22 protein-coding genes, 1 tRNA gene and 4 pseudogenes are annotated in these 26,456 nt (G+C 68.5%); 10 read left to right on the top strand and 17 right to left on the bottom strand.

The window, feature by feature from the left end; genetic code table 11:
* Nucleotides 1-22: 22 nt before the first annotated feature.
* A complete protein-coding gene (locus RM704_RS23150; protein ID WP_033530274.1) occupies nucleotides 23-1,030 on the bottom strand; it encodes a DNA polymerase Y family protein in 1,008 nt (335 codons plus the stop codon).
* A gap of 88 nt (nucleotides 1,031-1,118) precedes the next feature.
* Here RM704_RS23150 and RM704_RS23145 point away from each other — a divergent pair, with 88 nt between their 5' ends.
* The 3 genes from RM704_RS23145 (at nucleotide 1,119) to RM704_RS23135 (ending at nucleotide 2,983) form a co-directional block, all read left to right on the top strand.
* Nucleotides 1,119-1,286 carry a hypothetical protein gene (locus tag RM704_RS23145; RefSeq protein ID WP_157856752.1) on the top strand — a complete coding sequence of 56 codons (168 nt, stop codon included), beginning with the start codon at nucleotides 1,119-1,121 and terminating at the stop codon, nucleotides 1,284-1,286.
* A 123-nt stretch (nucleotides 1,287-1,409) separates the two neighbouring features.
* On the top strand, nucleotides 1,410-2,015 hold the full coding sequence (locus tag RM704_RS23140) for a hypothetical protein (protein WP_157856751.1): 606 nt from the start codon (nucleotides 1,410-1,412) through the stop codon (nucleotides 2,013-2,015).
* Between the two features lie 116 nt (nucleotides 2,016-2,131).
* Nucleotides 2,132-2,983 carry an IS5 family transposase gene (locus RM704_RS23135; protein WP_033530272.1) on the top strand — a complete coding sequence of 284 codons (852 nt, stop codon included), beginning with the start codon at nucleotides 2,132-2,134 and terminating at the stop codon, nucleotides 2,981-2,983.
* Between the two features lie 373 nt (nucleotides 2,984-3,356).
* On the opposite strand, the gene RM704_RS23130 is transcribed toward RM704_RS23135, so the two are convergent.
* Nucleotides 3,357-4,010, bottom strand: a complete 654-nt coding sequence (locus RM704_RS23130; protein WP_202808152.1) for a calcium-binding protein — start codon at nucleotides 4,008-4,010, stop codon at nucleotides 3,357-3,359.
* 699 nt (nucleotides 4,011-4,709) lie between these two features.
* The gene (locus RM704_RS23125) at nucleotides 4,710-5,339 is read right to left on the bottom strand and encodes a hypothetical protein (RefSeq protein WP_033530270.1); all 630 of its coding nucleotides are present in this window, start codon (nucleotides 5,337-5,339) and stop codon (nucleotides 4,710-4,712) included.
* A 158-nt stretch (nucleotides 5,340-5,497) separates the two neighbouring features.
* Here RM704_RS23125 and RM704_RS23120 point away from each other — a divergent pair.
* Nucleotides 5,498-6,003, top strand: a pseudogene (locus tag RM704_RS23120) (IS5 family transposase); the annotation flags it as partial.
* Nucleotides 6,004-6,228: 225 nt separating this feature from the next.
* On the opposite strand, the gene RM704_RS23115 reads toward RM704_RS23120, so the two are convergent.
* The 4 genes and pseudogenes from RM704_RS23115 to lexA form a co-directional block, all read right to left on the bottom strand.
* Nucleotides 6,229-6,972, bottom strand: a complete 744-nt coding sequence (locus tag RM704_RS23115; protein WP_311591124.1) for a 2OG-Fe(II) oxygenase — start codon at nucleotides 6,970-6,972, stop codon at nucleotides 6,229-6,231.
* Nucleotides 6,973-7,262: 290 nt separating this feature from the next.
* Nucleotides 7,263-7,397, bottom strand: coding sequence for a hypothetical protein (locus RM704_RS23110; RefSeq protein WP_311591123.1), 135 nt, complete (start codon nucleotides 7,395-7,397; stop codon nucleotides 7,263-7,265).
* 339 nt (nucleotides 7,398-7,736) lie between these two features.
* Nucleotides 7,737-7,810 (bottom strand) — tRNA-Trp (locus RM704_RS23105).
* Between the two features lie 57 nt (nucleotides 7,811-7,867).
* Nucleotides 7,868-8,548 (bottom strand): annotated as a pseudogene (lexA, locus tag RM704_RS23100) (transcriptional repressor LexA).
* 226 nt (nucleotides 8,549-8,774) lie between these two features.
* On the opposite strand from lexA, the gene RM704_RS23095 reads away from it, so the two are divergent.
* A complete protein-coding gene (locus RM704_RS23095) occupies nucleotides 8,775-9,167 on the top strand; it encodes an HIT family protein (protein ID WP_078937326.1) in 393 nt (130 codons plus the stop codon).
* A 637-nt stretch (nucleotides 9,168-9,804) separates the two neighbouring features.
* Here RM704_RS23095 and RM704_RS23090 read toward each other — a convergent pair.
* Together RM704_RS23090 and RM704_RS23080 are read right to left on the bottom strand one after the other, a co-directional pair.
* The gene (locus RM704_RS23090) at nucleotides 9,805-10,782 is read right to left on the bottom strand and encodes a hypothetical protein (RefSeq protein ID WP_157856749.1); all 978 of its coding nucleotides are present in this window, start codon (nucleotides 10,780-10,782) and stop codon (nucleotides 9,805-9,807) included.
* 1,401 nt (nucleotides 10,783-12,183) lie between these two features.
* A pseudogene (locus RM704_RS23080) lies at nucleotides 12,184-12,660 on the bottom strand (helix-turn-helix domain-containing protein); the annotation flags it as partial.
* A 256-nt stretch (nucleotides 12,661-12,916) separates the two neighbouring features.
* Between RM704_RS23080 and RM704_RS23075 the strand changes: the two are divergent.
* Nucleotides 12,917-13,573 carry a hypothetical protein gene (locus tag RM704_RS23075; protein ID WP_157856748.1) on the top strand — a complete coding sequence of 219 codons (657 nt, stop codon included), beginning with the start codon at nucleotides 12,917-12,919 and terminating at the stop codon, nucleotides 13,571-13,573.
* 390 nt (nucleotides 13,574-13,963) lie between these two features.
* Here the strand turns inward: RM704_RS23075 and RM704_RS23070 are convergent.
* From RM704_RS23070 to RM704_RS23055, 4 genes and pseudogenes are all read right to left on the bottom strand, one after another.
* Nucleotides 13,964-14,320: pseudogene (locus tag RM704_RS23070) on the bottom strand (alcohol dehydrogenase catalytic domain-containing protein); the annotation flags it as partial.
* A gap of 74 nt (nucleotides 14,321-14,394) precedes the next feature.
* The gene (locus RM704_RS23065; protein ID WP_033530265.1) at nucleotides 14,395-14,895 is read right to left on the bottom strand and encodes a cupin domain-containing protein; all 501 of its coding nucleotides are present in this window, start codon (nucleotides 14,893-14,895) and stop codon (nucleotides 14,395-14,397) included.
* Nucleotides 14,896-15,128: 233 nt separating this feature from the next.
* Nucleotides 15,129-16,073, bottom strand: coding sequence for an NADP-dependent oxidoreductase (locus RM704_RS23060; RefSeq protein ID WP_033530264.1), 945 nt, complete (start codon nucleotides 16,071-16,073; stop codon nucleotides 15,129-15,131).
* A gap of 22 nt (nucleotides 16,074-16,095) precedes the next feature.
* Nucleotides 16,096-16,923, bottom strand: coding sequence for an NAD(P)H-dependent oxidoreductase (locus RM704_RS23055; protein WP_078937325.1), 828 nt, complete (start codon nucleotides 16,921-16,923; stop codon nucleotides 16,096-16,098).
* Nucleotides 16,924-17,126: 203 nt separating this feature from the next.
* On the opposite strand from RM704_RS23055, the gene RM704_RS23050 reads away from it, so the two are divergent.
* Together RM704_RS23050 and RM704_RS23045 are read left to right on the top strand one after the other, a co-directional pair.
* Complete coding sequence (locus RM704_RS23050; RefSeq protein ID WP_033530263.1) at nucleotides 17,127-17,630, top strand: MarR family winged helix-turn-helix transcriptional regulator; 504 nt, start codon at nucleotides 17,127-17,129, stop codon at nucleotides 17,628-17,630.
* A 250-nt stretch (nucleotides 17,631-17,880) separates the two neighbouring features.
* Nucleotides 17,881-19,938 (top strand): ATP-binding protein, encoded by a 2,058-nt coding sequence (locus RM704_RS23045; RefSeq protein ID WP_202808151.1) that lies wholly within the window; start codon nucleotides 17,881-17,883, stop codon nucleotides 19,936-19,938.
* A gap of 245 nt (nucleotides 19,939-20,183) precedes the next feature.
* Here RM704_RS23045 and RM704_RS23040 read toward each other — a convergent pair whose 3' ends face one another.
* Together RM704_RS23040 and RM704_RS23035 are read right to left on the bottom strand one after the other, a co-directional pair.
* Nucleotides 20,184-20,705: a molybdopterin cofactor-binding domain-containing protein gene (locus RM704_RS23040; protein ID WP_311591120.1), complete on the bottom strand. Its 522-nt coding sequence runs from the start codon at nucleotides 20,703-20,705 to the stop codon at nucleotides 20,184-20,186.
* Nucleotides 20,706-20,870: 165 nt separating this feature from the next.
* Complete coding sequence (locus tag RM704_RS23035) at nucleotides 20,871-21,911, bottom strand: NAD(P)-dependent alcohol dehydrogenase (RefSeq protein ID WP_033530261.1); 1,041 nt, start codon at nucleotides 21,909-21,911, stop codon at nucleotides 20,871-20,873.
* 93 nt (nucleotides 21,912-22,004) lie between these two features.
* Between RM704_RS23035 and RM704_RS23030 the strand changes: the two genes are divergently transcribed.
* Both RM704_RS23030 and RM704_RS23025 read left to right on the top strand, forming a co-directional pair.
* On the top strand, nucleotides 22,005-22,613 hold the full coding sequence (locus tag RM704_RS23030) for a TetR/AcrR family transcriptional regulator (RefSeq protein ID WP_033530260.1): 609 nt from the start codon (nucleotides 22,005-22,007) through the stop codon (nucleotides 22,611-22,613).
* A 917-nt stretch (nucleotides 22,614-23,530) separates the two neighbouring features.
* Nucleotides 23,531-23,653 carry a DUF6207 family protein gene (locus RM704_RS23025; RefSeq protein ID WP_311591150.1) on the top strand — a complete coding sequence of 41 codons (123 nt, stop codon included), beginning with the start codon at nucleotides 23,531-23,533 and terminating at the stop codon, nucleotides 23,651-23,653.
* Nucleotides 23,654-23,795: 142 nt separating this feature from the next.
* Here RM704_RS23025 and RM704_RS23020 read toward each other — a convergent pair whose 3' ends face one another.
* Nucleotides 23,796-23,981, bottom strand: coding sequence for a hypothetical protein (locus RM704_RS23020; protein ID WP_033530259.1), 186 nt, complete (start codon nucleotides 23,979-23,981; stop codon nucleotides 23,796-23,798).
* Between the two features lie 397 nt (nucleotides 23,982-24,378).
* The gene (locus RM704_RS23015) at nucleotides 24,379-26,322 is read right to left on the bottom strand and encodes a YncE family protein (protein WP_033530258.1); all 1,944 of its coding nucleotides are present in this window, start codon (nucleotides 26,320-26,322) and stop codon (nucleotides 24,379-24,381) included.
* Nucleotides 26,323-26,456: the final 134 nt, after the last annotated feature.

Here is a 26,456-nt window from a genome sequence, read left to right as displayed (position 1 = left end):
CCTTCCAGAAGGGGGTCGACGGTCAGGAGACGTGCCGGAAGGCGGCGGCCGGGCCGATCGCGCCGGGCCCGTACTTCGCCCGGATGCGGTCGCTGACGGCTTCGGCGGTCAGGCGTGCCTCGCGCGCCTCGTCCAGGCTGATCTGCTCGGCGACCTGGTCGGCGTCGACGAGGTCCTCGGCCTTGAGGGCGAGGGCGGTGAGGCGGCCGCGCTGGAGCCCGGCGGCGTCCATCAGACGGTAGGCCAGCACGCGCAGATCCTCGTCGTGTGCGGACGGCGCGGCCAGACGCCGCACGGTCTCCCACGAGGTGCCGCCGGCGAACGTCAGCGTCAGCCGGAGTGCCCGGGCGGCCTGGTCCCGCCGCCGCAGGAGCTGTCCGAGCTGGACGACCAGGGAGAGCAGGGCGGCACGGACGTCGGCGCCGTCGAGGGTGTGCTGCGGGAAGGTGCAGCGGGTCGTGGCGGAGGCGGGCAGGGCTCTGGGTACGACGGAGTCGGGGTCGATGCCGCGGGCGCGGTCGGCGGCCTGCCGTCCGGCCCGGCCGCCGAGCAGGCGCTGCACGGTGGCCGGCGGGACGGCGGCGAGCAGGCCCACGCAGTGGATGCCGTAGTCGCGCAGCACACCCGCCTGCCGGGGTCCGATGCCGTGCAGGGCCTGGACCGGCAGCGGCCCGAGCCAGTCGGCGACTTCGTCCGGGGCGACGACCAGGACACCACCGGGACCGTCGATCTGGCCGGAGGCAGTGGCCGCGACCGTGATGGTCGGACCGATCCCGATCCGGACATCGACCCCGAGGCGGGCACCGACCCGCACGCGCAGCGTCTGGCCCAGGCGGCTGGCGTCCACGCCGAAGTACGGCAGCGCCCCGCGCAGCTCCACCAGCGCTGCCGACGGCGGCAGGGCCTGCACCACCGGCGACAGCTCCGCGAGCTGCTCCAGGACCTCGCGGTAGACGGGCTCCGGGATGCGGCCCGGGCAGCGCACATGCATGACCGTGGACACCTCGCGGGCCGTCTCATCGGCTCCCATGGCACACCCACCTCCTCCCTCCCCACATTATCGAACTAGAATTCGAACATGCGAGGTGTCGGCCCCCGCGCGAAAGACTGGATGAGACGTGTTCGACGACCTGCCTCCGGACCTGGAGCGGCTGCGCACCCTGCGGGTGTGGCACGTGATGTGGCTGGAGCGCATCGACCGCAAGATCGCCGCTCTGCGGCAGCGGGAAGCCGAGCAGGAACACGAACGGCGCTCCCGGCCGCCGCGGCCGGACTGGTGTGACTGAGCGCGTTAGTCGGCCGCTGAGCGCTCTGGTTGGCCACGTCGGCGCTCAGCCGTGGGCCTGCTGGCAGCTCCCGCGCTCGCTAGGCTCGGTGGCCCGGTCTGTGCGGCATGGAGGGTGAGGCGGATGACGTCAGCCGATCATGGAGACTCCCAGGCCGCTGACGGGGAATCTCCGACGACTGACCTGCGGCGATGGAAGGTCGGTGGCCTGGTCGCGCTACTTTTGCTGCTCTCGAACGTGCCGCTGGTGTGTCTTGTGATCCTGTGGCCAGAGTCAGCGGAGCTGACCAAACCCGGCCGAATTCACGTGCTGGACTGGTCCTGGACTCTCTCCCCAGAGCGACGAATTCTGCTCTGCGTGGCGTTCTGTGGGCTGCTCGGTTGCTCCATCCGGATGCTCCTACGCATTCGTGGAGACTTCGCCTCCCCGGATGACAGATCGTGGGACATCCCCTGGTGCTTCCTCACGCCACCGATCGGAGCAATCCTTGCCCTGGGCTTCTACTTGGTGATCCGGGGCGGGTTCTTCGCCGCTCCAACCGCCGCTGAGAGCGTCAACCTTTTTGCTTTTGGCGGTACAGGCGTCCTCGTGGGGCTGTTCGCCGAGAGTGCCACCGAACGGTTGGAGGGCGCGTTCAGCGGCGCATTCTCTGGGGCAGGCCGCCAGTCACCGGAGCCCTCTCATCGCGACGAGTCCACTGATGCGCCAGAGCACAGCAGCCGGACGTAACGGACCTGGCCAACTGGACGGCTGACGAGCGGCCAACTAAGAGGGCATCTGATCTAGGTAGTTGGTGTTCTGGGATGTTTTTGTGACTGGCGGCGTTGGCGGTCGTTGCACGGTGCGTGAGTTCTCGCCGTCCGTATCGCAGTGATGTGTCCGATGCCCGCTGGGCTCTGATCGAGCCGGTCTTCGCCGCCTGGCGGGCGAGACGGACCGGTCCCGGCACGGCGGCCCGGGTGCACGACTTGCGGGAGATCGTCAACGCGATCCTGTACGTCAACCGCACCGGCATCACGTGGGAGTACCTGCCCCACGACTTCCCGCCGTGCAAGACCGTCTACGACTACTACGCGAAGTGGGAAGCGGACGGCACCACCCAGCAGGTGCATGACCTGTTATGTGACAAGACCCGACGAGCCCACGGCCGCAGTGCCGAGCCGACCGCGGCCGTGATCGACGCGCAGAGCGTGAAGACCTCGGCAAACGTGGCCGAGACCAGCCAGGGCATCGACGCCGGCAAGAAGATCAAAGGACGCAAACGGCACCTGCTCACGGACACGCTCGGTCTCGTGTTGGCCGTCGTCATCACCGCCGCGAACGTGCAGGACACCACCGGCGGCAAGTTCCTGCTCAACGACGTGGCTGCGAACCAACCAAGCGTGTCCAAGGTCTGGGCCGACGGCGGATACCAGAACAGCGTCTTCAACCACGGCGCCCTCCTCGGCATCGACGTGGAGGTCGTGCAGCGACCTCGAGCGAAGGGGTTCGAGCCCCTGCCGAAACGGTGGGTGATCGAGCGGACATTCGGCTGGCTGATGCAGCACCGCCGCCTGGCCCGGGACTACGAAGCCCTACCTCAGAGATCTCGAGCAATGATCCACTGGGCGATGGCTAACAAAATGTCCCGCGAACTGACGGGAGAATCCACGCCAACCTGGCGAATCGAAACGGACATGACCACCACAACGACCTGAACGTCGATCAGATGCCCTCTAAGTCCTGCCCAAAACCGTCTTGCGTTGCTCGCTCTCGCTTACGAAACCAACCAGGCCTCGCGCGATGGCGATGCTGATGCGCTCACCCAGATCTGCATGGGAAGGCACGGCGGTTGGGGGTGGGGACTGTGCCCTGGACGAGGGCCACGAGGCCTTGTTAGAGGAGCCGTATCGGGGCTATGGCCGCGACGGCCTGCGTAATCACGCGGGTAGGCAGCACTCCTGATGACGCGTTTACGGACGCGGCGGCCATCCTGTGGCCGACCCGGTGCAAGAGGCGGCGTTCGGTGCAGAACCGAACCGGCAGAGGGCCGGCACCCGATACCAGGTCCCGGCCCTGCGGATGAGCGGGTCAGCTCTCGCAGCCGAATTCCTGGTCGCCTACGTCCCCCGGGCAGATGTCCGTGCCGGTGTCGCCGTTGGAGGAGTCGTTGCCTCCCACGCCGTCGATGGCGCCCAGCCGGTCGTTTCCGGCGTTGCCGTCCATGATGTCCCGGCCAGCCCCACCGACGATCTCGTCGTCGCCCGCACCGCCCATCAGGATGTCGTTGCCGTCGCCCCCGACCAGGACAGCGCGTTGCGTGCTGTCGATCGTCTGGAGAGTGTCGCCGCCCGCGTCGCCGTTGAGCGTGGCCCGCAGGCTCGCCCGCAGGATGACCGTGTCATTGCGGTCGCCGGCGCTGAGGAGGATCGTCCGTGTGCCCGCCGGGCAGGACACCGAGTTGGCGCTGAGCTGGGTACAACCCGTCCCTGCCGTGACGGTGTCACCGTTGTCGATGACGGTGATGTTGCTGCCGGACGGGTTGATGATGATCTGGTTCGCCTTGTCGGCCGCGGCGTTGATATTGATGAAGGCCGAATTCGCGGTCACACCGGTGGCGGCGTGGGCCTGCCCGGCCGACAAAGCCAGCGCCGCGCCCATCGCGCCTGCCATCACCACGGCCTGTAAACCCTTGCGTATCGAGGTTCCCACTGTTCCTCCAGTCAGTACGGTGCCTGCGATCAAGCATCGACGGGGAAAGAGGGCCGCACATGGGGAGAGAACCCCCAGATACTGTCCGAGATGGATAGAACGAGCCTGCCGAGCCCGGCGCCCTGGGGTCCGGAGAAACGAGGCTCGGGTTGCTGATCATAGTGGCTTGGCCCTCACCTGACGTGGTGGGACCTCAACCCGCCGCAGACGATCCGGGTCGGCTTCGTGTCTGCGGAAGAACGCGCCGCCCGCGCCCAGGCCGAACCGCTCCCCGCCCCCAAGCACGGCTACGCCACCGATCAGTCTGCGGCTCCTCGGAGGGCCGGAAGCGGCGGACGAACTCATAGCCCAGCAGCACAGGTTGGCCGCTGAGAAGGAACCGGACGGCGGCGGCCCTGTACGCCTGACACTGCTCCTCGCCGAGCTGGCGGCCGCCGACCAGAGTCTGCGTCAGCTAATGGTCAACGCGCGCGACGTCGGCCCTGTGCGGCTCGCGGCGCTGGTCGGGCGAGTCGGCTCTCGTGGGGTCTGTTGAGACCCCACGCCTTTCTGTGGTTCTCAATCTCCGTGTCATGCTCCGACGCTGTTGTAGGATGTCGCGGCTCGTGTCCCAGGGCATCGTGCTGACCAGTGAGTTCTCCGGCTGTCTCACGACGTGGCCGACCACTCTTGTCTCGAACGGGTGGCATTTCCTCAGCGAGAGCTGCGGGTAGAGCTCGTGCCTGGGCCCACTCAGCTGTCGAACCAGACGACGAGTCGCACATTGTCATCGCCGTGCTGCGAGGCGAGCGCCTCCATGACCGTCCAGACCGGTTTCCACTCGCCAGTCTCCGGGACGGCATCTCGACGGCGCAGTTTCTCGGATCTGTAGAGAGTGTCGCCGATGAGCCATTCGCTCCCCTCGGGCCACTCTTGAGCCTCGCCCGGCACTTGGTCAGGAAGGCCGACGGCTTGTGCGAAGCGAGAGCTCCAGGCGGATTTCCCCGTCAGCCTGAGCCCATCCGGAGTCTGCCGGTATTGGTGGAGTCGACCGTCGGCCTTCTCAGCTGACTCGCCCCAATCGACCTCCTTGATCTCGGCCCAGGTGATCCAGGTGGTGCCGTATGCCTGGTCCGGCCACTGGGCAAGTTGATCGAGTTCGGCACGAACAGTCTCCGACGCATCGACTGGGAGTCCTCGGTCTGCGGCCAGCGGTCGGAAGTTCGCGTAGTTGCGGACTCCAAAGAGGCAGCCAAACGCGTCGTAGTTCCGGGTGATGTTGAGGAAGAAGAGGTCGATGGCGGCTCGCCAAACCGAGTCCTCGCCCTCCTCGTGGAGGTCCCATGCTCGGCACTCGACAAACCCGCTGATGTCCGTCCCCATGACAGAGATTCTGCAACCGCCGTCAATCGATTTTTGGGTTGAGGTTCCCCGGCGTGCGGGAGGTTCTGCCGGCCCGTAACAACGGCTAACACAATGAGGTGGATCGGCGCTGATGGCCGTTGCCTGATGGGCAGTTGTGCGTTCGGTGTGTCATGGGGATGTCGCCGTGGATCATGTCGGATGAGCTGTGGGACCGCCTGGAGCCGTTGCTGCCTCAGCGTGAGCGCCGCTTTCGGTATCCGGGCCGCAAGCCGTTGCCGGACCGGCAGGTGCTGTGCGGGATCCTCTACGTGCTGCACACCGGTATCCAGTGGGATTACTTGCCCCAGGAGCTGGGCTTCGGCTCGGGCATGACCTGCTGGCGACGCTTGCGCGACTGGAACGAGGCCGGCGTCTGGCAGCGGCTGCACGAGGTCCTGCTCGCCGAACTCAATGCGGCCTCCCGGATGGACTGGTCCCGCTGCGTGGTCGACTCCTCCCACGCCAGGGCCCTAAAAGGGGGATCCACACGGGCCCCTCGCCAGCCGACCGGGGCCGGGCCGGCTCGAAGCACCACCTGATCACCGACGGACACGGCACTCCGCTCGCCGTCCTGCTGACCGGCGGCAACCGCAACGACGTCACGCAGCTCCTGCCCCTGCTCGACGCGATCCCGCCCGTCCGCGAGCGCGTCTGCATCAGGTGCAGGCCGTCCTGAGACACCGTCTCCACCCAGTCGGTGTGGATCCTCCCGTTGGTCATGCTGCTCTCCCTGCCGTTCGGTGCGAGTGGATTCGATGTCCGGCCGCGGGCAGGGCCGGATGCCGCCCGGCTCGGAGGTGGGCGATCACGGCGTGCCGGACGTCGGTCTCCGGGGTGAGGGACAACGCGACGGTGGCCTTGCCGCTGCTCAAGGCACATCTACGGGCTCGTAGAGCACGTCGGTTCTGAGTATTGTTTTCGTACCCTCAAGAAGCGGGGCCGAGTCGTGAAGCGTCCGATGCCAGAAGAGGAGCGCATCGCCCGGTTCGGGGCGGTGGGCACTCACTATTTCCTCAGGCTTCGCGAGCCGCGGCCAGTCAGAGAAGTCACGTTGCGCAAAGGGAAGATCGTTCTGCTTATCGGCGATGAACCGCGTTTCTCCGCCCACGGCCTCATACGACAGGTAGACGACGACCGTCAGGAGAGTGCGCCTTCCGTCTGTGGCGAAATAGGGCGAATCGTAGTGCGGGGCAATGAATCCGCCGTGTTCGTATGTGATGAAGCGCATACGCGGATTGACGGCCGCCGGCCTCCAGGGCCTTCCGTCCGAATCCGTCGGATCGTCCGATCCCACTTCAAGCGATAGAAGCGTCCGCAGCCTGCGGTAGAATTCTGCCGCCAGGGATGTGGATTCGGCCGTGGCGCGGAGATGGGCGACCGGATCTCCCTCTGCATAGTTGGCGGCAATGCCGTCTCGGCCCACCGGGGCAAAGCGCTGGGCGGCCAGTTCGGTCGCGAATGCCTCCACTTCGGCCGGAGTGAGGAAATGACGAATCACCTTGGCGTTGGCCTTTGGGATCTCCGATTCGATCGGGGTCCATGAGTCATCGGCAGATATTCGGCTCAGCACTTCTTCGGAGAGCTCAAAGGGATTTACCGGCATTTCGAACATGATCACTTCTCCGTGCTGAGGCCGTCGCCGATCCCAACGTGGCCGTGGGCCCCACAGCCCGGAACGGCCGCGGGCAGCGCATTGTGATGGACGGCGGGACTGCGGGCCACGCACTTGTGCGCTTCGAGTCCGTGGAGGGACTCGAAGCCCCTGGAGTCAATGCCTGCAGGGAGCGGGGACCACTGGGCGGTTATCGTCACGATGACGATATTAGGTCGGGGTGAGCCCACAAAGCAAGCAGGACGTACCCAACGCGGCGGAGAGGGCCGGGAGACGGGGCGGGGACCGGCTCAGGGGACTACCGAGGCGAGGTAGTCCCACGCGACGACCGCGACCACCGGGAACTGCGCCTGGTACTCCTCCTCCTCGCCCTGGTGGTGGGCCTGCTGATCACTGCGTCGGCCGTCTACGTTGCCCGTGTGCATCCCACCCTTGCGCAGCTTCTGGGCCTAGGAGCCGCAGTCATGAGCGCGCTCGCCAGCATCGGCGGCGTCGTGGCCCGCGTCGTCCGGAGGTGATCACCCCTGGTTCGATGCGTCGCACCGGTCCAGCGGTCGTCTCAGATCTCGAGGCTGAGTTCGTTTCTTCTGTCCGAGCGGTGCGGGAAAGCCCTTCGGGGGTGGCGCGGCCGGACAAGGCGTGCGAAAGGTCGGGCCCGCCGCCACGGGGGGACTGACGGGCCCGACCTGAATCCAAGGTGCCCTACCTGTCCTCGGCGCGCTCGGTCTCCGGGTGAAGGCGCCGCGAGGAACGTGAGATCTGGGCAGGGGCGGCAGGAGTCGAACCTGCGGCATCCGGCTTTGGAGGCCGGCGCTCTGGCCATCTGAGCTACACCCCTTTGACGGGTGACAGCCTGACATGACCAACAGGCCATCACCAAGCGATTTCTGTCGCTTCAGAGAAGGCGCAGCACACCGACGACCTTGCCCAGTATCTGCGCCTGGTCCCCGGGGATCGGCTGGTAGACCGGGTTGCGGGCCATGAGCCACACCTGCCCGTCCTGCCGTCGCAGTACCTTGACGGTGGCCTCCTCTTCCAGAAGTGCGGCGACGATGCCCCCGTGATCGGCGCTGTCCTGTCGCCTGACGGTCACGATGTCGCCGTCGCAGATCGCCGCGTCGATCACGGAGTCGCCGAAGACCGTCAGGGCGAACAGATCACCCTCGCCGACGACCTGGCGGGACAGGGAATAGACATCCTCGACCATCTCGTGGGCCAGCAGGGGTGCGCCGGCGGCGATCCGGCCGACGAGCGGCACGTCGACGCGTGCCTCGCCCCGGTCACCCAAGTCGGGTGCCCAGGAAGGCTCACGCGGTAGGCGCGGGGACGGTGCGGGTCACGGTAAAGGACGCCCTTGCGCTCGAGGGCCATCAGCTGGTGGGCGACCGAGGACCGTGCTGGCGAGCTTCACGACCTGACCGATCTCGCGCATCGTCGGCGGATAGCCCTGCCGGGCGATCACCTCCGTGATGCAGCGGACGATCGCCGCCTGGCGGCTCGTCAGCTCCCCCCTCCCCCGCGGCTCGGTTGCCCGGGGGGACGACATCGGCGTGCGGGCAGGCACGGCGTTCTCCATCCGCGGCACCTCCGTACAAGATCTCGCAGAGCCCGACCATAACCCTCCATCTCCCGCAAATGGAACATCGTTTCGGTACCTCAGCCGGTCGACGATGGCTGCGCAGGCATGTCTCCTGGTGCCACTCGTTTCTGCAGGCCTTGGTTTTCCTGGTCAGTGCTGGGGCTGCAGAGGCGGGCGGTAATCTGGCGGCCCCATTACGGCCTGAATCGGAAAGTGACTGACTGTGACCTCTGCTGCTGCCGTTCCCACCGCGATCTCAGACTTCTACTGCCACCAGGCCATCCCCGGGCTGGTGGACGTCGAGGTCGTGACGGAGACGGACAGGGTGCTGGCGTTTCACCACACCAGACCATCCCATTCGGTGCACATCGTGGTGGTGCCGAAGGTGCACGTTCCGTCGTTGGTGGACCTCGGGGACGACAACTCCGATCTCCTCCTTGAGGTCATGGATGTCGTGCGGGAAGTCGCCGGGAAAGTGAGGGCCGAGCACGGCGCTGCTTCGATTACCACGAACGAGGGCCTGTACCAGGAGTCGAAGCACATGCACTGGCACGTCTACCACCGGGGTGAGACGGAGAGGGAGATTCTGTCGATGTACGGGCACCACGACGGCTGAGCGCTACTGGGTGCGCGTGCACCGAGGCCTGGCCACGGCCAGGCCTCGGTGGCCACCAGGCGAGCGGCGCGGTGGATTTCTGTGCGGTTGGGCTCCTGGGTGTCGCCGGAGGCGGCGGCTAGACGCACGCACGCTTCTGCCAGTTTTGTTCCATCCGTCAGTGCTTCGTCGTCGGGGATGACAAGGCACCGGCCCGGGTGGCGGCTGGCGTAGGCGTGGGTGTTGTCGAGCTGGTCGCCGCGGCTGACGGAGGCAGGCAGGGGGATGAGCACGGCCGGCTTGGGACAGGCGCCGGGGCTCCGGATGCCCTGCGGGACAGCGGCGCGTACGAGGCCGCCGGCCCGACCGTCTCCGCGGCCAGGCCCACCCCAGCCGCAGGGCACCAGGGCGACCTTGTCACCGTGACCGATGGTGGTCAGCGCAGCCAGCAAACGCACCACGCAGGCCGGGCAGTCGCTAGTCGGCAGGCTCAGAGCGTCGGGCCTGTCGGACAGATAGTCCACCAGGCGGAAGGCGTTCGCACCACGCCGTGCCCGGGCTTCCTCCGCCACGACCTGCGCCTGTTCGGGGGCCAGGGATTCGCCCACCGCTGACCGCAGCAGCGTGACGATCTGCTCCTGGGAGTTGTCTGTTGACGCTACCCAGCTGCCGAGGCCAGAGCTCCTGGATGGATGGGGTACCCCTGGCAAGATGGTGCCCATTCCTTGAGCCGGTTGGCCAGGTTGTCCGAGAGGTCGTTGAGGTAGCTGTCGGGATTCTCTGCGGCACTCGCCGCCGCGCGTTCCAGGTCGCTGAGCGCCACCATCTGAATGCCATGGACCAGCTCCTTGTGACGGAACTGGCACAGCCGGTCGAAGACCACCTTGATGAGCTTGCCGATGCAGCCGCGAGTACTCGCCCGGGGCTCCTCCCGCCAGAGTCCGTAAAGACGTACCGCGACTGACCGCAGGGCACCCTCGTTGGGTTCGCTGGCCGTGGCCATCCGCACGAGAGCCTCGAGGATGAGCAGCTTCGTCTTGGGCCGGTAGGCGGGATTCCAGGAGCCGTCCACCGCGCTCGGCCAGTGCAAGGACTGGCTGACATTGAGCTTGGTAGCGTGACGGCACAGCAGTTCGGCCGCGACGAGCTGCGCGTTGGAGGATGTCGAGCGCAACGCGGCATCGATCACCAGGATGGCCGTCTCGTCCGAGATCTTGCTCTGTTCCTTTTCACCCTCCTCGGGCCACAGGTCGACGAGGAGCGCCACAGCTAGATCGGCATTGTCGAGTTTGGTGAGCGCCAGCAGTCCGGAGGCCATGCCTGCCGGGTGCGCGGTTCCCGAGTCGGCGGGAGAGATGAGCTGGCCGGCCCGCATTGCTGCATCCAGCCTGAGCTGGCGCTGCTGCTCAGCCTGTTTGTGAGCCAGTCGGCGCTCGGTCTGTCGGTTCAGCATCAGCCCGATCAGGGACACGGATGCAGTGACCAGTACTCCGGCGAAGGTGAGAACGGCAGTGAGCCGGGAGGTACTCCCCGCGCCGAAAGCGACCGGGCTGAGCAAAAGCACCGCGGGCAGAACTGCGACGAGGACCACAACACCGAGAGAGGCTGCGGCTAGCTTCTTGCTGTCTTCACTCATAGGGATCCCCGGTCCGAGGCGGCCCGCGTGACCGGGCCGCGATGCTTCATCGTGGCCGCGGTGATACAGCACATTGACCAGCGAAGCACCCGGAGCTGGTGCCGCCGGGCATCGCCACGCCGAGGGAAGGAGTGCTCATGGTGTCCCGATGCCGCGGCGCCAGTCTTCCAGCAGGATGTCACTGTCTGACCTGGTCTTTCGCCGGGTGGCGGGAGTGTAGCGGGACTTCGGTCATGTGGGGGCGGTCTCACGGAGACCGCCCCCCGATCGTGCGACAACGCCGCAGGTAGTGGCAGCGGTGGGCGACTGCTTGGCGTGGGCGGCGCCAGTTCGACCAGTTCAGTGCGTGGTGTCGTCCTCAGTGTCCGCTCAGGTGCTGGGCCGGGCGCGACAAGCTGCCAGGAGTGGCCGAACCTCCGCCACTGTGAGCCCGATCGCCGCGGCTGTCCCATCTGTCCCGCCGCTTTTCCCAGGACTGGTGTGCCGTGGCGGCCAGGAAGGCGTGCGCGAGCATGGCCAGAGCGATGTGCCGCTACCAGCCCAGGTAGCGGCGGACTTCGTACTGGCCCAGGCCGCATTCGTTCACGCGGCCTGGAAGCACTCCTCGATCGCCCCCCGGCGACCCGCACCAGCTCCTGGACAGTGACCTGAGGGGGCATGTAGGCGAGGTAGTAAGCGATCTCGTCCGGCTTGCTGATGCTGCGTCCGGCCAGTGCCCACCGCATCCGGTGAGGGACATCGCCCTGATAGCCGAACTCGGCGACGGCCGGCAGCCGCACCGCTGCCCAGTGGTAGACGCGGGGGCCCCTTCGCGCCGTCTCCGGATGGGATCTTCTCCCAACGCGAACAGCCCCTCGATCCGCGAACAGCCAACGCGGAACTGGGACTTGGGGACAGCCAGGACGTAGCCGACACCCGGCTGTTCCAGCAGCCGGCGAAATCGGTTGTCCTGACCGTAGGCGAAGTCCGCGGTGACCCAGGCAATGTGAAGGGGCTCTTCGGGAGGTAGAGCTCGCGGTCGACGAGAGCCCGGCCGCAGGCGGAGGCGGAGGCGTAGGCGGCGAAGACGTCGATCTGGCAGTTCTCGGTACTGGCGCTGGACCCTGAGGTGGCCGGCCTGTTCGGCCAGCTGCCAGCTGTTCTTGCGAGCGACTGGAGCGAGTAGCCCGCGTACGTAGTCACGCATACGTCGGCGGAGCTCGACCCGACCGAAGCGGTGCCCGATGGTCAGGAAGAGATCGTCCAGTTCGAGGTCCCCCTGCGCGGCGGCAGACTCGTGATCACCCTCGGAGGCTGCCCCGCTGCTGCCACTACCTGCGGCGTTGTCGCACGATCGAGGGGCGGTCTCCGTGAGACCGCCCCGGCATGACCGAAGTCCCGCTACACTCCCGCCACCCGGCGCCGCAGCGACGGGATCAGCCCGGCACGCAACAGGGAGGACTTGCCGCGGCCGGACGGGCCGAAAACGGCGGTGAAGCGGTGTTCGGCCACTGACTGCCGTAGAGCGGCGGTGAGTTCACCGCGCCCGAAGAACCGGTCGTGGTCCTCTGGCTCGAACCGCGCGAGGCCCTGGTAGGGCGGCTCGGCGTCCTCGTCCTCGCGGACCTGGACGGCCGTCTCCCCTTCCGCCGCGCGCCAGCGCCGCTCCCACTCCACCGGGTCGCCGCCGCAGGCACGGACGTACCCCAGGGTCACCGCCAGCGAGGGGAACTGCTCGCCGGCCGCCGCCTGGGAGAGCGAGGTCACCGAGTAGTGTGCGCGCCGCGCCATTTCCCGATAGGTGATGCCGTACGCCTCGCGCCGCAGCTTCCGCAGCTCGTACGCGAAGCGCTGTACCGGTCCCGCGTTCGGGTCGACCGGTCTCTCTCGACGCCCCACCGCGCTGTCCCCCCGTCCCCCCGGCACAGTTCCCTGCGCCCGGCACGCGGACAACTCCCCGTGCGTGCGGCCACGTTAGGAACCCATCCGACTGCCTGGCAAGCGTTCGCGGTCGCTGACCGGCCACTTCTGTTTTGTTCGGTGTGCCGACAGGGGCCTGCTGAACAACCGACCGGGCTGGTGAACTCGGTGTTGCCGGCCCGGTCGAAGGCCGGACACCGCTCCGTCAGGGGCGGTACAACGGGAGGAACAGATCATGAACTCAGGCACATCACGCACTGTGCGCCGCAGGTTGAAGGCCATCGCGACGGCGGGCGTGGCAGCCGTGGCGGTGAGCCTGCTGCCGTCGGCGGCGGGGGCGCAGGAATCGGGGGCGTCGGTGACCGAGGAAACGTCGGTGGCGGCGGCTGCCGCGAAGGGCACGACGTACCTGTCGTTCAAGAAGAACAAGAAGGACCCGTCGAACTCGCGCCTCTCCTTCTACTTCATCCAGCAGGTCTCCCCGGACAAGACCCGCACGTGGCTGGTCGACAGCTGGCGCGCGGGCTCGGGCCTCGGGACCGCCCACAACAAGATCGGCCGCGACGGCTGCAAGAGCTTCGTGGGCTGGCTGCCCAGCGGCACATACAACATCAGGAGCTTCTCCGACAGATTCGAGGGCGACATCAACGGAATCGTCTGGCGGCTCAGCGACAAGAGGTGCACGGGAAAGTCCAAGACCAACCGCACCGCCCTGTTCATCCACAGCGAGATGAAGAAGAACGGCCGGCCGGGCTCCACGGAGAAGACGCGCTGGGACGGCAACAGTGACTACACGTCGAACGGCTGCGTCAAGCTCAAGCCGGCCGATGTCCGTGAGCTGAAGAGCTACCGGTCGAGCTACCCGAAGCCGACGCGCCTGTACGTCTCCTAGATCCAGCTGTCCACACTGGTCCGCCGGCGGCCGGATGACGCGGTCGTCCGTCGGCGGTGGCAGCGCGACGGACGGGGCTGGGGCGGAAGCGGCTGGTCGGGCGGCGTGGAAGCGGTCGGTCGGCCGACGGTGGGAGCGAGACGGTCGCTGGGGGTCGCTGGGGGCCGAGTCAGTCTGTCGCGGGGTGGCTGGTCCGGCCCGCCGAGGACCGGCGCAGTTCGTCGGCCGCCTCTCGTACGGCCGGCAGCAGGGCCGCCACCGGCGGGCTGTCCAGGGCGCGCCCTCGCGCACCACGAGGGTGATCGGCGGATGGACCGGACTGTCACGTTGTTGGGTGGGCGGTGTCTGATGGTGTGGTGGAACGGCGCCGAGTGGCTGTCCCGATCACCGAGTGGCTGTCCCGATCACGGTGCCGACACCTTGTGCCACGGCGGACTCGACCGCCGCGCTGCCCGCGCCTCCGGCGGCGCCCTCGACGAGGAGGATGCGTCCCGCCAGGGGGCCGAGCGCGTCGAGCCCACGCATCGCGGTCACGGATACGAGACCGGCGCCCGCGGCCTGCACGTCGTTCCACGTGGCGGTGGTGTGCGCCCAGGCCGAAAGGATGAGCAGCTCCGCGATCGCGCCGGTGACGCCGCCCAGCCCGAAAACCGGGTCGCCGATGCTCACCCCCTGCACCCCGTCGCCGAGCTCGTCGACCACACCGGCGCCGTCGCGCCCGGGAATGTCGGGCAGATCCAGAGGGAAGATCTGTCCTGGCTGCCCAGCTCAGCGGGGAACTTCACCCTGCCGACCGGTGCCGGGCCTGCCGGCCCTGCGAGTCACAGGAACTCGCTCCGGTAGGTCGAGGCCAACTCGGCCGCGCGGCGGCGGCGCTCCGCGAGCTCGTCCTGCGACAGCTGCGGCGGCGGCGCGTCCTTGCCCGCGACGACATCGCCGATGCGCGTGAAGTACTCGTCCTGGCCGGCCGGGGTGCACATGCACAGCATGCGGGCCGGAGCCCCCGAGACGTTGCGGAAGTTGTGTGGGGCGTTGGCCGGGATGTTGACCGTGGACCCGGCCCGCACGGTGTGCTTCTCGCCGCGGAAGGTGAACTCGATCTCGCCCTCGAGGATCGAGAACATCTCCTCGAAGTCGTGCCGGTGCGGCGGCGGACCGCCACCGTCGGGGACACGCATGTCGATCAGGCAGTACCGGCCGCCAGTCTGCTCGCCGGTGATCAGCATGGCGTACGTGTTGCCCACCAAAGAGATGTACGTCGTACCGGGATCGTCGGGGTCCGCCACGGTCAGCGAGCGGGACAGGTCGTCGTCGGGAATCATCGAAATCGGCTCCTTCAAAGGTCAGTCAGGTGAGGATCAGGTGCCGGGCAGCTCTCATGCAGTCCGGCAGTCTCCCGGCCGTCGATGCGCATGCGGCGCGAAGTGGGAGTCCGGCCCGGCCGCGCGGTACTTCAGTGTGTCCGCCATCGCGTCGGCCATCGGGGCCGGCGCCTGGGTGGTTTCGGGATCCAGACTGAGTGCCATGGTCCTTTCCTTTCGGTGGAGGATCGGCGTCAGTCGGCGGACGGGAGCACGATGACCTTGCCGTGCACCGTGCCGTCGGCGGCCCGGGCGTGGAGCGCCGGGAGTTCGGCCAGCGGCACCCGCTCGGCGACGTCGACGCGCAGCTCGCCGCGGTCGGTCAGCGCCACGAGTTGGGCCAGCTGGTCGGCGTCGCTGCGGACGAACAGGTCGATGCCCCGCACGTCGCGCTCCTCGTCGCTGGGGGCGGGCATCCATACCGTGGTGTTCACGAGGACCCCGCCGGGACGGACCAGGGTGACCATCGAGGCCAGTTCGTCCGGGGTGACCGGTGCGAGGTTGAGTGCGACGTCGACCGGTTCGGTCACCGCGGCGGTCACTTTGGTGGTGGTGTGGTCGATGACTTCGTCGGCGCCGGCCGATGTGACCGCTGCGCTGCTGCGCGGGCTGGCTGTGGCGATGACGTGGGCGCCTGCGTTCTTGGCGAGCTGCACGGCGTAGCCGCCGACCGCGCCGCCGGCTCCGTTGATCAGCACGCGATCCCCGGCGGTCAGCTTGGCGTGGTCGAACAGCGCCTGGTACGCGGTCAGGCCCACCAGTGGCAGCGCGGCGGCGTCGGCCAGGGGGACGCTCTTGGGCGCCGGGGTCAGGACGTCGGCTGGCGCGAGAACGTACTGCGCGGCGGCTCCGGTGCCGTCCATCGGCAGGAAGCCGATGACGTCGTCGCCAACGGCGAGGCCGTCGACGACCTCGCCGACCGCGTCGATGGTGCCGGCGACGTCGATGCCGGGTGTATGGGGCAGCCGCACCGGTATGGGGCCTTGCATGAAGCCGCCACGGATGTTGCCGTCGACGGAGTTGAACGACGTCGCGGCGACGCGGATGCGGACCTGCCCGGCCCCGGGGACGGGCTGCTCCACGTCTTCGTAGCGCAGGACGCTCGGGTCGCCGTGTTCGTGGAAACGCACTGCCTTCATTGGGTTCTCACCTTCACTGCGATCAATTTTGCTTCGAATTCGAAGCAACTGTTGATGACGGTACATCTACTTCGAATTCGAAGCAAGTGGTGTCGGTCACCGCCGGTGCGAGCGCATCGCCGCGGCGAGTTCGACGGCGGTTCGGTCGATGCAGGCGCGCAGCCGCGCCCGCGTCGCTGAGCGCCGTGGCCTGCCAGTCGGCGGGGCCGGCGACGACGACCGTGAGCACGGGGTCGGCGCGCACGTCGGTCAGGCGTCTGCGCATCATCTGCGCGAGGCCGGATGGCTGCCGGCGGGAGCCGCTGTCGAGCGTCAGCAGTACCGGCATGCCGGAGAGGGCTTCGTCCCCGAGAACAGCGAAGAACGAGTCGAACACCTCGCTCGGGGACGCGGCGAGCACCGGGGTCGCCACCACCAGCCCGTCCGCTGCCATGACCGCCGCGATCGCCTCCCGCAGGCCGAGGCCGGCGCGGCCCTGGGCGGAGTACCGGGCGAGGTCGGCCGCCGGCCGGTGCAGCTCCAGCACCTTCACCTCGGCGCGCGCACCCCCAGCCGCCAGTGACCGGCGCACCGCCTCCGCAACCCAGTCCGCGGGCAGCCGAGTCGAGCGCCCGTGACCGACGCCGGCGCACAGGACTGCCAGGGACACCGGGCTCCACGCGGCGGTGCTCGTCCCGGCATCGTGTTCATGGCTTCCGCGCTGCGGCCGGGCTGTCGTGTCGTCACCGGGGAGGGCCGAGGACGACGTTGCGCGAGGCAGGGGATGTCCATGGCCGGTCCTCGGGATACGTGGGCGGCGGCGCCGCCCTGCTGCTCGTAACCCTGTGCCGCGGCACTGTCCGAACTCCATGTTCTGCGGTGCTCAGTCGGGCCCAACACTGCCCACACCGTCTGCTCGCAGGTCACCACATCGGGCCGGGCGACCCTCGCGTCCGTCCGATCCACCTGCCCGGTGTGGCACCGAACTCAGCAGGAGTTCAGCTCCAGCTCCGCCCGGGGTGGCTGGACGGCGCCACCCCACACGCTTCGAATTCGAAGCAGTAGACTTCGGTCATGCCTGATTCACCGCCGTCGCTCGACCCCGTGCAGCTCGGTGCCTACTTCGACCTCATCGAGGTGACCAGCCTGCTCCGGCACGCGGTCGAGCAGCAGCTGCGTGAGGCCGGCGATCTCAGCTATGTGCAGTTCCAGCTGCTGGCCCGCCTCGGGGACTCTCCGACGGGCAGCCACCGCATGACCGACCTGGCCGACGGCGTCGTCTACAGCCGCAGCGGCCTGACCTACCAGGTGGATCTGCTGCAGAAGGAGGGCCTGGTCGTCCGCGCTCCCTCGCCGGACGACGAACGGAGCATCACCGTCACCCTCACCGACGCCGGGCGTGAGCTGCTTGCGAAGGTGCTGCCCGGCCACATCAAGGTGGTCAGCGGCCTGCTGTTCGAGCCGCTTTCGCGCGACGACGTCGAAGCTCTCGCCGGCCTGCTGGCGCCGGTGCGCGACCACATGCGCTCGATGCCGTCCCGCTCGGCCGCTCCTCGGCGCCGCAAAGGCGGAGCATAAGGACCCGACCCGGGCCGCGCAGAAGGGGCGACGACACGTCCCGCTCGACGCCGGGCCGAGGCGAAGTGACGAGCGCGCCGAGGACAGGGACTGAGGCGTAACACCCGGACGACACCGAGTCGATGCCGCACACATCCGAGTAGCGACTCCTGTCCCGCGATGCTGCCCCGCGCTCGGTGCCACTCACGTAGAAAGCGCTTCATCACATCGATCTTCGACGGCAAAATGGGCCTGACGAAAGGAGCCTGGGTTGGGAGCGGCGGGGCTGGCGGACCGACTGGCCGCGGCACGAGCCGGAGCGCTGGTGGGCAGGGAGCCGGAGCGGGCGGTGCTCGACCTGATGCTGTCGGGCGCGGCGCACGCTCCGCTCGTCGCCTACCTGCACGGCCCCGGCGGCATCGGCAAGTCCTCGCTCGTGCGCTACGCCGCCCGGCAGGCGGAACTCGCCGGCCGCCGGGTGGTGCATGTGGACGCCCGGTTCCTCGACGCCGACCCGCGCAGGCTGGAGGAGGCCGCCGCCCCGGCGTGCGCCGAACCAGGCGCGGTGCTGCTCATCGACACCTTCGAACAGTGCCAGCCCCTCGAGACGTGGCTGCGCGAGACCTTCCTGCTGCGGCTCGCCGACCAGGCGATCGTGGTGGTGGCCGGCAGGACCGCCCCCGACGCCGAATGGTCGCTGGACCCCGGGTGGGCGCAACTGTTCAGCGCACTGCCCGTACGGCCGCTCGATCCCGCCGAGTCCGACGCCCTGCTCGCCGCCCGGGGGGTCCCCGCCGAGCAGCGCGGCGCCTTCGTCGCCTTCGCGGGAGGCAGTCCGCTCGCCCTCTCACTGGCCGCCTCCGTGCCCCCCGCCGCACCCGGCGCGCCGTGGTACCCCACCGGCGACACCCTGACGACCCTGGTCGAGCGGCTGGTCGGCGACCTGCCCAGTGCCCTTCATCGACGCGCCCTCGAAGTCGTCGCACAGGCCTATGTCACCCGCGAGCCCCTGCTGCGCGCGGTACTGGGTGACGAGGACACCAGTACGGTGTTCCCCTGGCTGCGCCAGCTGCCCTACATCGAGGTCACACCGGAAGGGCTGCACCCGCACGACGCGGTGCGGGGGACCCTCGAGGCCGACCTGCGCTGGCGGGACCCCGAGCGCTACGACGACATCCGCGCCCGCATCTCCCTCGCCGGCATGGAAGCCGTACGCTCCGCCACCGCCGACGACGCGCTCTTACGCGTCGCGGAATGGATGTTCCTCTTCCGCGACCAGGACGGCCCGGACAACCTGTACAACTACCGGACGCACCCTCACATCGAGGACACTCCGCTCCGGCCCGGCGACGTACCCGCCTTGCTGCGCATGGCCGAGGAGGCCGAGGGCCCGGCATCGGCAGCCGCGGTCGCGCACTGGCTGCGCCGCCAGCCGGACGCCTTCCGCGTCCACCGCTACACCGGCTCCACCACACCCGCTTCGTTCATGGCCATCCTGCGGCTGGACACACCGCTGCCCGAGGACCGCGCCGAGGACCCGGTCATCGCAGCGGTCTGGGATCTCGTGGAGGCGGCCGCTCCCCTGGGGCCGGGCGAGCACCTGGGCATCCGCCGCTTCGCGGTGCAACCCGGCGGGGGCCAGCGGCCCTCGCCCCTGATGGAACTCATCAGCCGGCGCACCCTCGCCGAGGAGATGAGGATCCTTGGACGTGCGGTCACCTTCACCGTCTTCGAAGACGCCGACCTGTGGGGGCGCTACCTTGCCAAGGCCGGAGTGCCGGAGGTCGCGGCCGTGGACGTCGGCGGCCTGCGACAGCATGTCTTCGGCCGGGACTGGCGACGGCAAACAGTGGAACAGTGGGTGCAAAACTGGGCACGCACCGCGGTCACGCCCCTGGCCACATGGCCCGCAACCGCCTCCACCAACGGCCCGGGCGACCAGCTGCCGCGCGCCGCGTTCGAGAAAGGCGTGCTCGAGGCGCTGCGCACCTGGCACACCCCGCGCGAATTCGCGACCAGCGTCCTGCTGCACTCCCATCTCGTGGCGCCGGGCTCATCCGACCCGGCCGCGGACCTGCGCGGCGCCATCACCACCGCACTCGACGCGATACAGATCGACCCGGCGGGCGTCAAAGCCCACAAGGCCCTCACCGCCGCCTACATCTCGGCCTCCCGCACCCACAAGGCCGCCGCCCGACGACTCGGAGTGCCCTACGGCACCTACCGGCGCCACCTCGCCCTGGCCAAGGAACGCCTCATCGAACAACTGCTGCGCCAACCGGCCACGAGATCCACACCGACCGCGCCGCACTCGATACCGCGGGAGTGAGGCCAGCGCGGTACCGCAGGGCAACGTCCTCGGCGAGAAGCGCGTACTGCCACTCGCTGAGCCGAGTGCCGCGTTCGTGGACTCACAGTCGGTGAAGGCCGAGGTCCATCGATCCGCCGTGAGACGGCCCCCAACCGCCGTTGCCTCACTGCCCCAGAGCAACTTGTCCAGGATGATCGGCAGGTCCCGCACTCCCTCGCCGGTCGCGTGATGCACGGCGTTCACCACAGCCGCACCGACCCCCGTCATGGACACCTCGCCGTCGCCGAGAATGCCGAGCGGCATCTTCGGATCCGGGTCGTCCAGGAAGGACACGTCGATCGGCGGAATGTCGACGTGCACCGGGACGTGGTACTCGGCCAGGCCGGGTTCATGATCCGCCCGTTGCGCGGGTCGACAAGCGTCTCCCCCGCCATCGCCAGCCCCAGGCCCGGGCCCAGGCCCAGGCCCAGGCCCATCACGATGCCGCCACGCATCTGGCTGGCCGACGTCTTCGCGTTGATCACCCTGCCGATGTCGAACACCCCGACCCACCTCGACACCCGCGTCTCGCCGGTCTCGGCATCGACCCCCACCTCGCGGAACTGCACACCGGAGGCGGCCTTCACCCACCGCTGGGCATCGAGCATGAAGTTCGAAAGAAACCGCGCCCGCCCGGCGATCCGGCCGAGCCGCGTATCCGATCCGACGACGGCCTCGAGGTGCGGCACCTTCGCCCGCCGCAGAACCTCCTCTTTGCTGCCACCGCCCGTCCTGGTCCGTCCCATTTTTGAGTGAGAGCGGGTTGTGAGAACGAATCCGGGCGCGGCTGGGGTCCGGCGGCCAGTGATTGATCCTGCTCGCGCGAAGGGACCGTTTGTGAGGGGGCGGAGTGCCGAGCCATGCGCGTGCCGTTGTCCGGCCGGCACGCCGTGGCCCGGCCCACCGTCTTCTCAGTCCAGGTCGGACATGTCGAGCACGAAGCGGTAGCGGACGTCGTTTCGCAGGAGGCGGCCGAGTGCCGTGTCCACCTGTGACGACGGGAGTACTTCTATGTCAGCGGCGATGCTGTGGTCAGCGCAGAATTGGAGCATCTCGGCTGTCGCCAGGCGGCCTCCGCTGCCCGCGGAGCTGAGCTTCTTGCGGCCGATGAGCAGATCCATGGCCTCGACGGTGACGGGGCCCAGGTACCCGAGCAGGCTGAGGGTGCCGTCCATCGCCACCAGCTTCAGATACGGGGCGAGGTCGTGAGGGGCGGAGATGGTGTCGATGACGACGTCGAAGGTGTCGCGTGCCGTGGCCATGTGCTGGGTGTCGGTGGAGGCGATGAGGTCGTGAGCACCGAGCCTGCGGGCGTCGTCGCGCTTGTCGTGGGTGCGGCTGATGACGGTCGTGGTGGCGCCGAGTGCCACGGCCATCTTGACTGCGAGGTGGCCCAGGCCGCCGAGGCCGGCCACGGCGACGCGACTGCCGGGGCGCACACCGAGGGAGCGCAGGGGTTCCCAGACGGTGACGCCGGCGCACATCAGCGGGGCGGCTGCGGCCGGGTCGAGGCCGGAGGGGAGCGGGTAGGCGAAGGTGTCGCGTACGACGTACTCGCGGGAGTAGCCGCCCAGGGTGGTCGACCCGTCGTGTCGGTCGGTGCCGCCGTAGGTCAGAGTCGGGAAGGAGTGGCAGAAATTCTCCTGTCCGGCTTCGCACATGGCGCACACTCCGCAGGAGTCGACGATGTTGCCCACCGCGACGTGGTCGCCGACCGAGAAGGTGGTCACCTCCCGTCCGATCCCGGCCACCACGCCGGTGAATTCGTGACCGGGCACCAGGGGCACTCTCGTGTGCTGGTCGTAGGCGCGCAGGGCGTGCAGGTCGGTGTGGCACACGCCGCAGTAGTCGACCCGCACCGCGATGTCATCCGGGCGCAGGTCACGGCGCTCCACCGACGTGCGCCGCAGCGACGTCGGGCCAGCCGCCTGCCATCCGGTGGTCGTTCGCATAGTGACTCCCTAAACAGACTGTTCTGTCTGTTGCAGCGTAAGCGCGACCACACCCCTAGGCAAACCAACTGTTCTGTTTGGTAGGCTGCGGGCATGCCGGAACAACCCCAGACTTCGCGAGGCGCCGCGACCTACCAGCGCATCCTGGACGCCGCCACCGAAGAGTTCGCCCAGCGCGGCATCGCCGGGGCACGCATCGAACGCATCGTGACGGCAGCGCGCACCAACAAGGCACAGCTCTACGCCTACTTCGGCGGCAAGGAACAACTCTTCGACGCGATCTTCCTCAGCTCGCTGGAGCGCATCACCAACGTCGTGCCCGTCGACGCCGACGATCTCGCGGACTGGGCCGTTCGTCTCTATGACGAATACCTGCGCCGCCCCGACCTCATCCGGCTGGCGACCTGGACACGACTGGAACGCCGGCCTGCCGGGCACCTCGTCGAGAACCACCAGCACTACGACGACCGCAAGCTCGCGGCCATCGCCGAGGCCCAGGCCGCCGGGCGGGTCCGCGCAGGGGACCCGTTCGACATCATGGCCATGGTCATCGCGATGTCCATGGCCTGGTCGCCGGTCAGCAACGTATATGCGGCCAGCAGCCAAGAACCCGATGACGTACATGACCAGCGCCGCGCCCTGCTCCGCGACTGCGTCCAAAACGCCACCGCGGTCGGCAAGGGCGACGCATCCCCCTCATGACTGCCGCCACCCCCCTGGTGGCGCTCACGCCCGTTGCCTGGGATCCGGCCAGGACCGGGTGTTCGAGGTGCCGCTTGCCTCATGGGATCCGCCGCGGCCGGAACTGCCGGCTCGGGTGTCGCGGGAGCTGGTCGAACGCGGTGAGGGACAGGAGGACGACCTACCGGACAGCGACCTGCCAGGCGCCGCCCGCGACACCACCACCCCTCTGTGGCTCCCACCTTGCGAACATGCGGACGTGCCTGAACAACCCGTAGATATCTGTCAGGCACGGTGCGCCGAGAGACGCATGCCTCACATGCCTGTCGCCCGCTCGACACCCGAGATAACGCACCTGGTCGCCGTCGACCTCCCCGGCCTGCCCCGACCGCTACGCCTACCCGTGCCGGTGACCGCGCGCGGCGAGCCGTAGAGGGGAAGCCGGGGCCGGTGGCGGCTCGAACTCACCTGGCACCCGCCGCAGTTCGGCCCGGAACGGCCTGGGCACGACCCGTCGTGCGTGTACTGCGCCCACGGCCCAGAGTGCGGGTCCTGCCCGAGGCCGCCCTACGAAGCGGACCCCCCACGATATGCATGCCCTGCGGCCAGGACGCCACCGCCGCAGAACAACGCGCCCGATGGTGTGTGGAGGAGTACTTCACATCGCTGTGCTGAACAGCCGTGACCCAGCTGGACAGGCGCTGAACGTCCCGGTACTCAACCGGGCGACTTTCTGACGCCGCCGGGCGAGCACCCGGGCACTGCGTACGGCCCGGCGGCCCTCCTTGGAAAATGCGGGTCCCTGTGTCATCTCGGTCGGGCCACTTCCCATTCGTGACCACAGAGGCGTAGTTGATCATCTCTGATGCGGATGCGTTCAACCTTGTCCCACCGGACGGCGTCAAGGCCGACATCATCCGCAAACTCCGCAAGTCGCCATCCAGGAGCTGCTCGCCGCGCGATGCGCCGTCGCGCCGGCGGACCGTACGACTCGGGAGCCCGGCGAGGCGGGTGTACGGCTGCGCTGCTTCCGGGACCTACGCCAGGAGCCCGGCTCGTAGCCCTGCGGACGGCCACGCCCTCGCTGACCAGCCGGGGTCGGCGCCATGATCCGCTTGGGGCGGTCAGCGCGACTATTCAGTCGTGAGCCCGACACCGCCTCCTCGCCGCCCACGACGGCCGGGCGGACGGCGAGGAGTCTGGTCACTTCTTCCTGGCCTTGTTGCAGACCCCGATGGTCCACATGACAAGCGACGCCCCTCCAAGGGCTGCCACGATGAGCGGTGGGGCTTTGTTCGACCCCTCTGCCGTGAGGCCTTGCAGCAGCGCGAGCACGGTGACGACCGCGACCACGGACAGAAAGATGCTCATCTTGACTTTGTTGCTCATGGTGCATCGTGCCCTTCCGCCACGGGTCAGCCGTAACTGATGGAGGTCGGCGTTGTTGTAAACGAGGAAGCCTCCGACGCTACGCCCCAGTCGGCGCTGGATGCTGCCGGGTAGGGCACGGCGGCACGGCGGCACAGCGCCCGGCCCCGGCAGAAGCGGACACGGCTACGCGGAAGGAGCCCCTCCCACCCGGCGGGCGTGCCGTCCGCACGTCGCGCGACCACCCGCGTTGCCGGGACCTTCCCGGACACGGCCGGGTGCGCGCAGCCCGTGCCCGGCGTAACCACGGACGGGGGCGGGCTGCCTGCGCGATACCTGTGCAGGGATGCGGGCTGGGCAGGTGTGGATCGGCTGCCCGCTGGCCCGGCCAGCGCGCTCCCCACCCGGGCCTACCGGGCTACTTGGAGAAGTACAGGTACTTCCAGACCCCGTAGGTTGTCGAGTTGACGTTGTCGCCGGACGAATCCTTGACGTAGACGGACCGCATCCGCGCCCGGACACCGGACTCGCCGGGCGCCTCCAGGGCGACGGCCGATTTTCCGTTCGTGCCGAGCGCGAAGTACTCCGAACCGCCGGATCGCCAGGCGCCGTTGTAGTAGACCTGCAGGTCGAAGCGCTGTTTGCGGCCCGAATAGTAGGTCATGGTCGTCGTGAGCAGCGGGTCGGTGTTCTTGTGGAACCAGGAGTACGACGTGGAGCCGATCTTGGCCGTCTTGTAGTGCTTGGAGACGGCGGTGGCGACCTTCACACGGGCGTAGGCGGTGGAGGTGACCGTCTTTGGCTTGTAGTGGGCGTCGCCCTTGAAGACCGCGGAGACGACGGTGTTCCGGGTCATGTCGACCGTTGCGGAGATGTTGCCGCTGGAGTTGGTCTTCGCCGTCTTGAGCAGCTTGTTGGGCTTGTCGGCGCCGTAGGGGTTGGCCCAGATTTCGACGGTACGGTTCTTGTACGTGGTGCCGAGGTGCGCGGTGAAGGAGACGTCGGTGCCGTAGTTGTAACGGTTGCCGTGCTTGTTCAGGGTCAGTGTGGTGGCCGCGCGGGAGACGGTGACCCCGTCGGTGGCGCTGGCCGGGGTGTGGTCGGTGTCGCCCGCGTAGGCGACCTTGTAGGTGACCGTGCCTCCGGCCGGCGGGGTGTCGGTGAAGGAGTAGGTGCCGTCCGGCTTCACCGTCACGGGCGGCAGCGCCTTGCCGCCGGGGCTCTCCATGTCGGTACGGGTGACCTGCAGTTCGGCGCCGGCGGGAAGAGGGAGCGTGGCGGAGGCCTTGCCGGTGACGGTGAGCTTCTTGGCGCGGGTGGCGGTCGCGGGCGCGTTGACCGTCAGCGTCGGAACGCTCTTGGCCGGGTCGGTGAGCGTTTTGAGGACGTAGCCGCCGGGTGCGGAGACGAGAGCGAAGAGCCGGGAGGAGTCCGGGGCCCAGGCGAGGGCGTCCGTGTCGGCGGCGTAGGTGCGGACCGGTGTTTTAGCACCCGGTCGGTAGACCGCCACGTTCGTGCCGCTCACCTGGGCGACCAGACCGTTGGGGGCGATGTCCGCGCGCTGCCCCGCCGGGTAAGCCCCGGCGGCAGTGAACTTTCCGTCCGCGTAGGTGTGCCGCTCAGTGCCGTCGACCAGCACCTCCCCCGCGCCGGGCACGAGGTCGATGTCGTTGACGTAGTTCAGTGAGTAGCCGCCGTCGTGCCAGGCCGTCAGCTGCGGTGCGGAGCCGGAGACATCGACGATGGCCATCATGTCCGTGGCCGTGTCGTCGAAGTCGGTCGCACCGAGGGCCAGGAGGCCGGGCGCGGACGGGTCGCTGTCGATACGTGCGCCGCCGCTGATCGCGGGACTGGGGTGCGGGAGCTGTCTGAGTGCCACCGTCTCGCTTCCGTCGGCGGGGGTCGCCGCCGGGTCGATCGAGCCCAGGTTGCTGTAGCCGTCAGACGGGTCCTCGTAGGTGAACCAGACCTTCTGGCCGGTGAACTCCAGGTACAGCGGGCCGATGCTGGCTGCCACGGGGTAGCGGGCCTTGATGTCCAGGGTGGCCGCGTCCAGGGCCACGATCTCGTGGCTGCCGCGCGCTGCCGCGTACAGCGTGGCGCCGTCGTCGGACAGCGCCAGGTCGAAGACCCCGTGGATGCCGCGCACCGAGTCGACGCGGTTGCCGTTGTAGTCGGCGGCGATGACGGAACCGGTCGCATCGTCGCCGATGAAGACCCGCTTCAACGCGCTGTGCACGACGATGCCGGCCGGCGAGCCGATGGTGGCAGCCGCGGCGGGCCCTGCCGTAACGACGCTCAAGGCCACCGAGCTGAAGACGACCGCGAGCGCCGTCGCGGTCGAGATGCTGCGCCTACGCACAGTGCTGAAACCCCCACAAGGAAACCCGGTACCGCACCGGGGAATCGAGGGCGCCGCGCTACACCCGGACGTGACCGCAGCAGTGTTCACGGTGACCTGCGGGGCGCGACTGCCAGAAGCAGCGTATGACATGC

Origin of the sequence: Streptomyces gottesmaniae, assembly GCF_031845845.1 — a bacterium.
Classification (GTDB): domain Bacteria; phylum Actinomycetota; class Actinomycetes; order Streptomycetales; family Streptomycetaceae; genus Streptomyces; species Streptomyces akebiae.
Note: the sequence above shows the minus strand (reverse complement) of the source record. Positions and strands in the feature narration are given on the sequence as shown.

What these genes read in the sequence shown, in the direction of transcription:
- RM704_RS23150 (WP_033530274.1), bottom strand. Translation starts at nt 1,030, where the DNA reads ATGGGAGCCGATGAGACGGCCCGCGAGGTGTCCACGGTCATGCATGTG.
- RM704_RS23140 (WP_157856751.1), top strand. Translation starts at nt 1,410, where the DNA reads ATGACGTCAGCCGATCATGGAGACTCCCAGGCCGCTGACGGGGAATCT.
- RM704_RS23125 (WP_033530270.1), bottom strand. Translation starts at nt 5,339, where the DNA reads ATGGGGACGGACATCAGCGGGTTTGTCGAGTGCCGAGCATGGGACCTC.
- RM704_RS23115 (WP_311591124.1), bottom strand. Translation starts at nt 6,972, where the DNA reads ATGTTCGAAATGCCGGTAAATCCCTTTGAGCTCTCCGAAGAAGTGCTG.
- RM704_RS23110 (WP_311591123.1), bottom strand. Translation starts at nt 7,397, where the DNA reads ATGCACACGGGCAACGTAGACGGCCGACGCAGTGATCAGCAGGCCCAC.
- RM704_RS23090 (WP_157856749.1), bottom strand. Translation starts at nt 10,782, where the DNA reads ATGAGTGAAGACAGCAAGAAGCTAGCCGCAGCCTCTCTCGGTGTTGTG.
- RM704_RS23075 (WP_157856748.1), top strand. Translation starts at nt 12,917, where the DNA reads ATGAACTCAGGCACATCACGCACTGTGCGCCGCAGGTTGAAGGCCATC.
- RM704_RS23065 (WP_033530265.1), bottom strand. Translation starts at nt 14,895, where the DNA reads ATGATTCCCGACGACGACCTGTCCCGCTCGCTGACCGTGGCGGACCCC.
- RM704_RS23060 (WP_033530264.1), bottom strand. Translation starts at nt 16,073, where the DNA reads ATGAAGGCAGTGCGTTTCCACGAACACGGCGACCCGAGCGTCCTGCGC.
- RM704_RS23055 (WP_078937325.1), bottom strand. Translation starts at nt 16,923, where the DNA reads ATGGAGTTCGGACAGTGCCGCGGCACAGGGTTACGAGCAGCAGGGCGG.
- RM704_RS23050 (WP_033530263.1), top strand. Translation starts at nt 17,127, where the DNA reads ATGCCTGATTCACCGCCGTCGCTCGACCCCGTGCAGCTCGGTGCCTAC.
- RM704_RS23040 (WP_311591120.1), bottom strand. Translation starts at nt 20,705, where the DNA reads ATGGGACGGACCAGGACGGGCGGTGGCAGCAAAGAGGAGGTTCTGCGG.
- RM704_RS23035 (WP_033530261.1), bottom strand. Translation starts at nt 21,911, where the DNA reads ATGCGAACGACCACCGGATGGCAGGCGGCTGGCCCGACGTCGCTGCGG.
- RM704_RS23030 (WP_033530260.1), top strand. Translation starts at nt 22,005, where the DNA reads ATGCCGGAACAACCCCAGACTTCGCGAGGCGCCGCGACCTACCAGCGC.
- RM704_RS23020 (WP_033530259.1), bottom strand. Translation starts at nt 23,981, where the DNA reads ATGAGCAACAAAGTCAAGATGAGCATCTTTCTGTCCGTGGTCGCGGTC.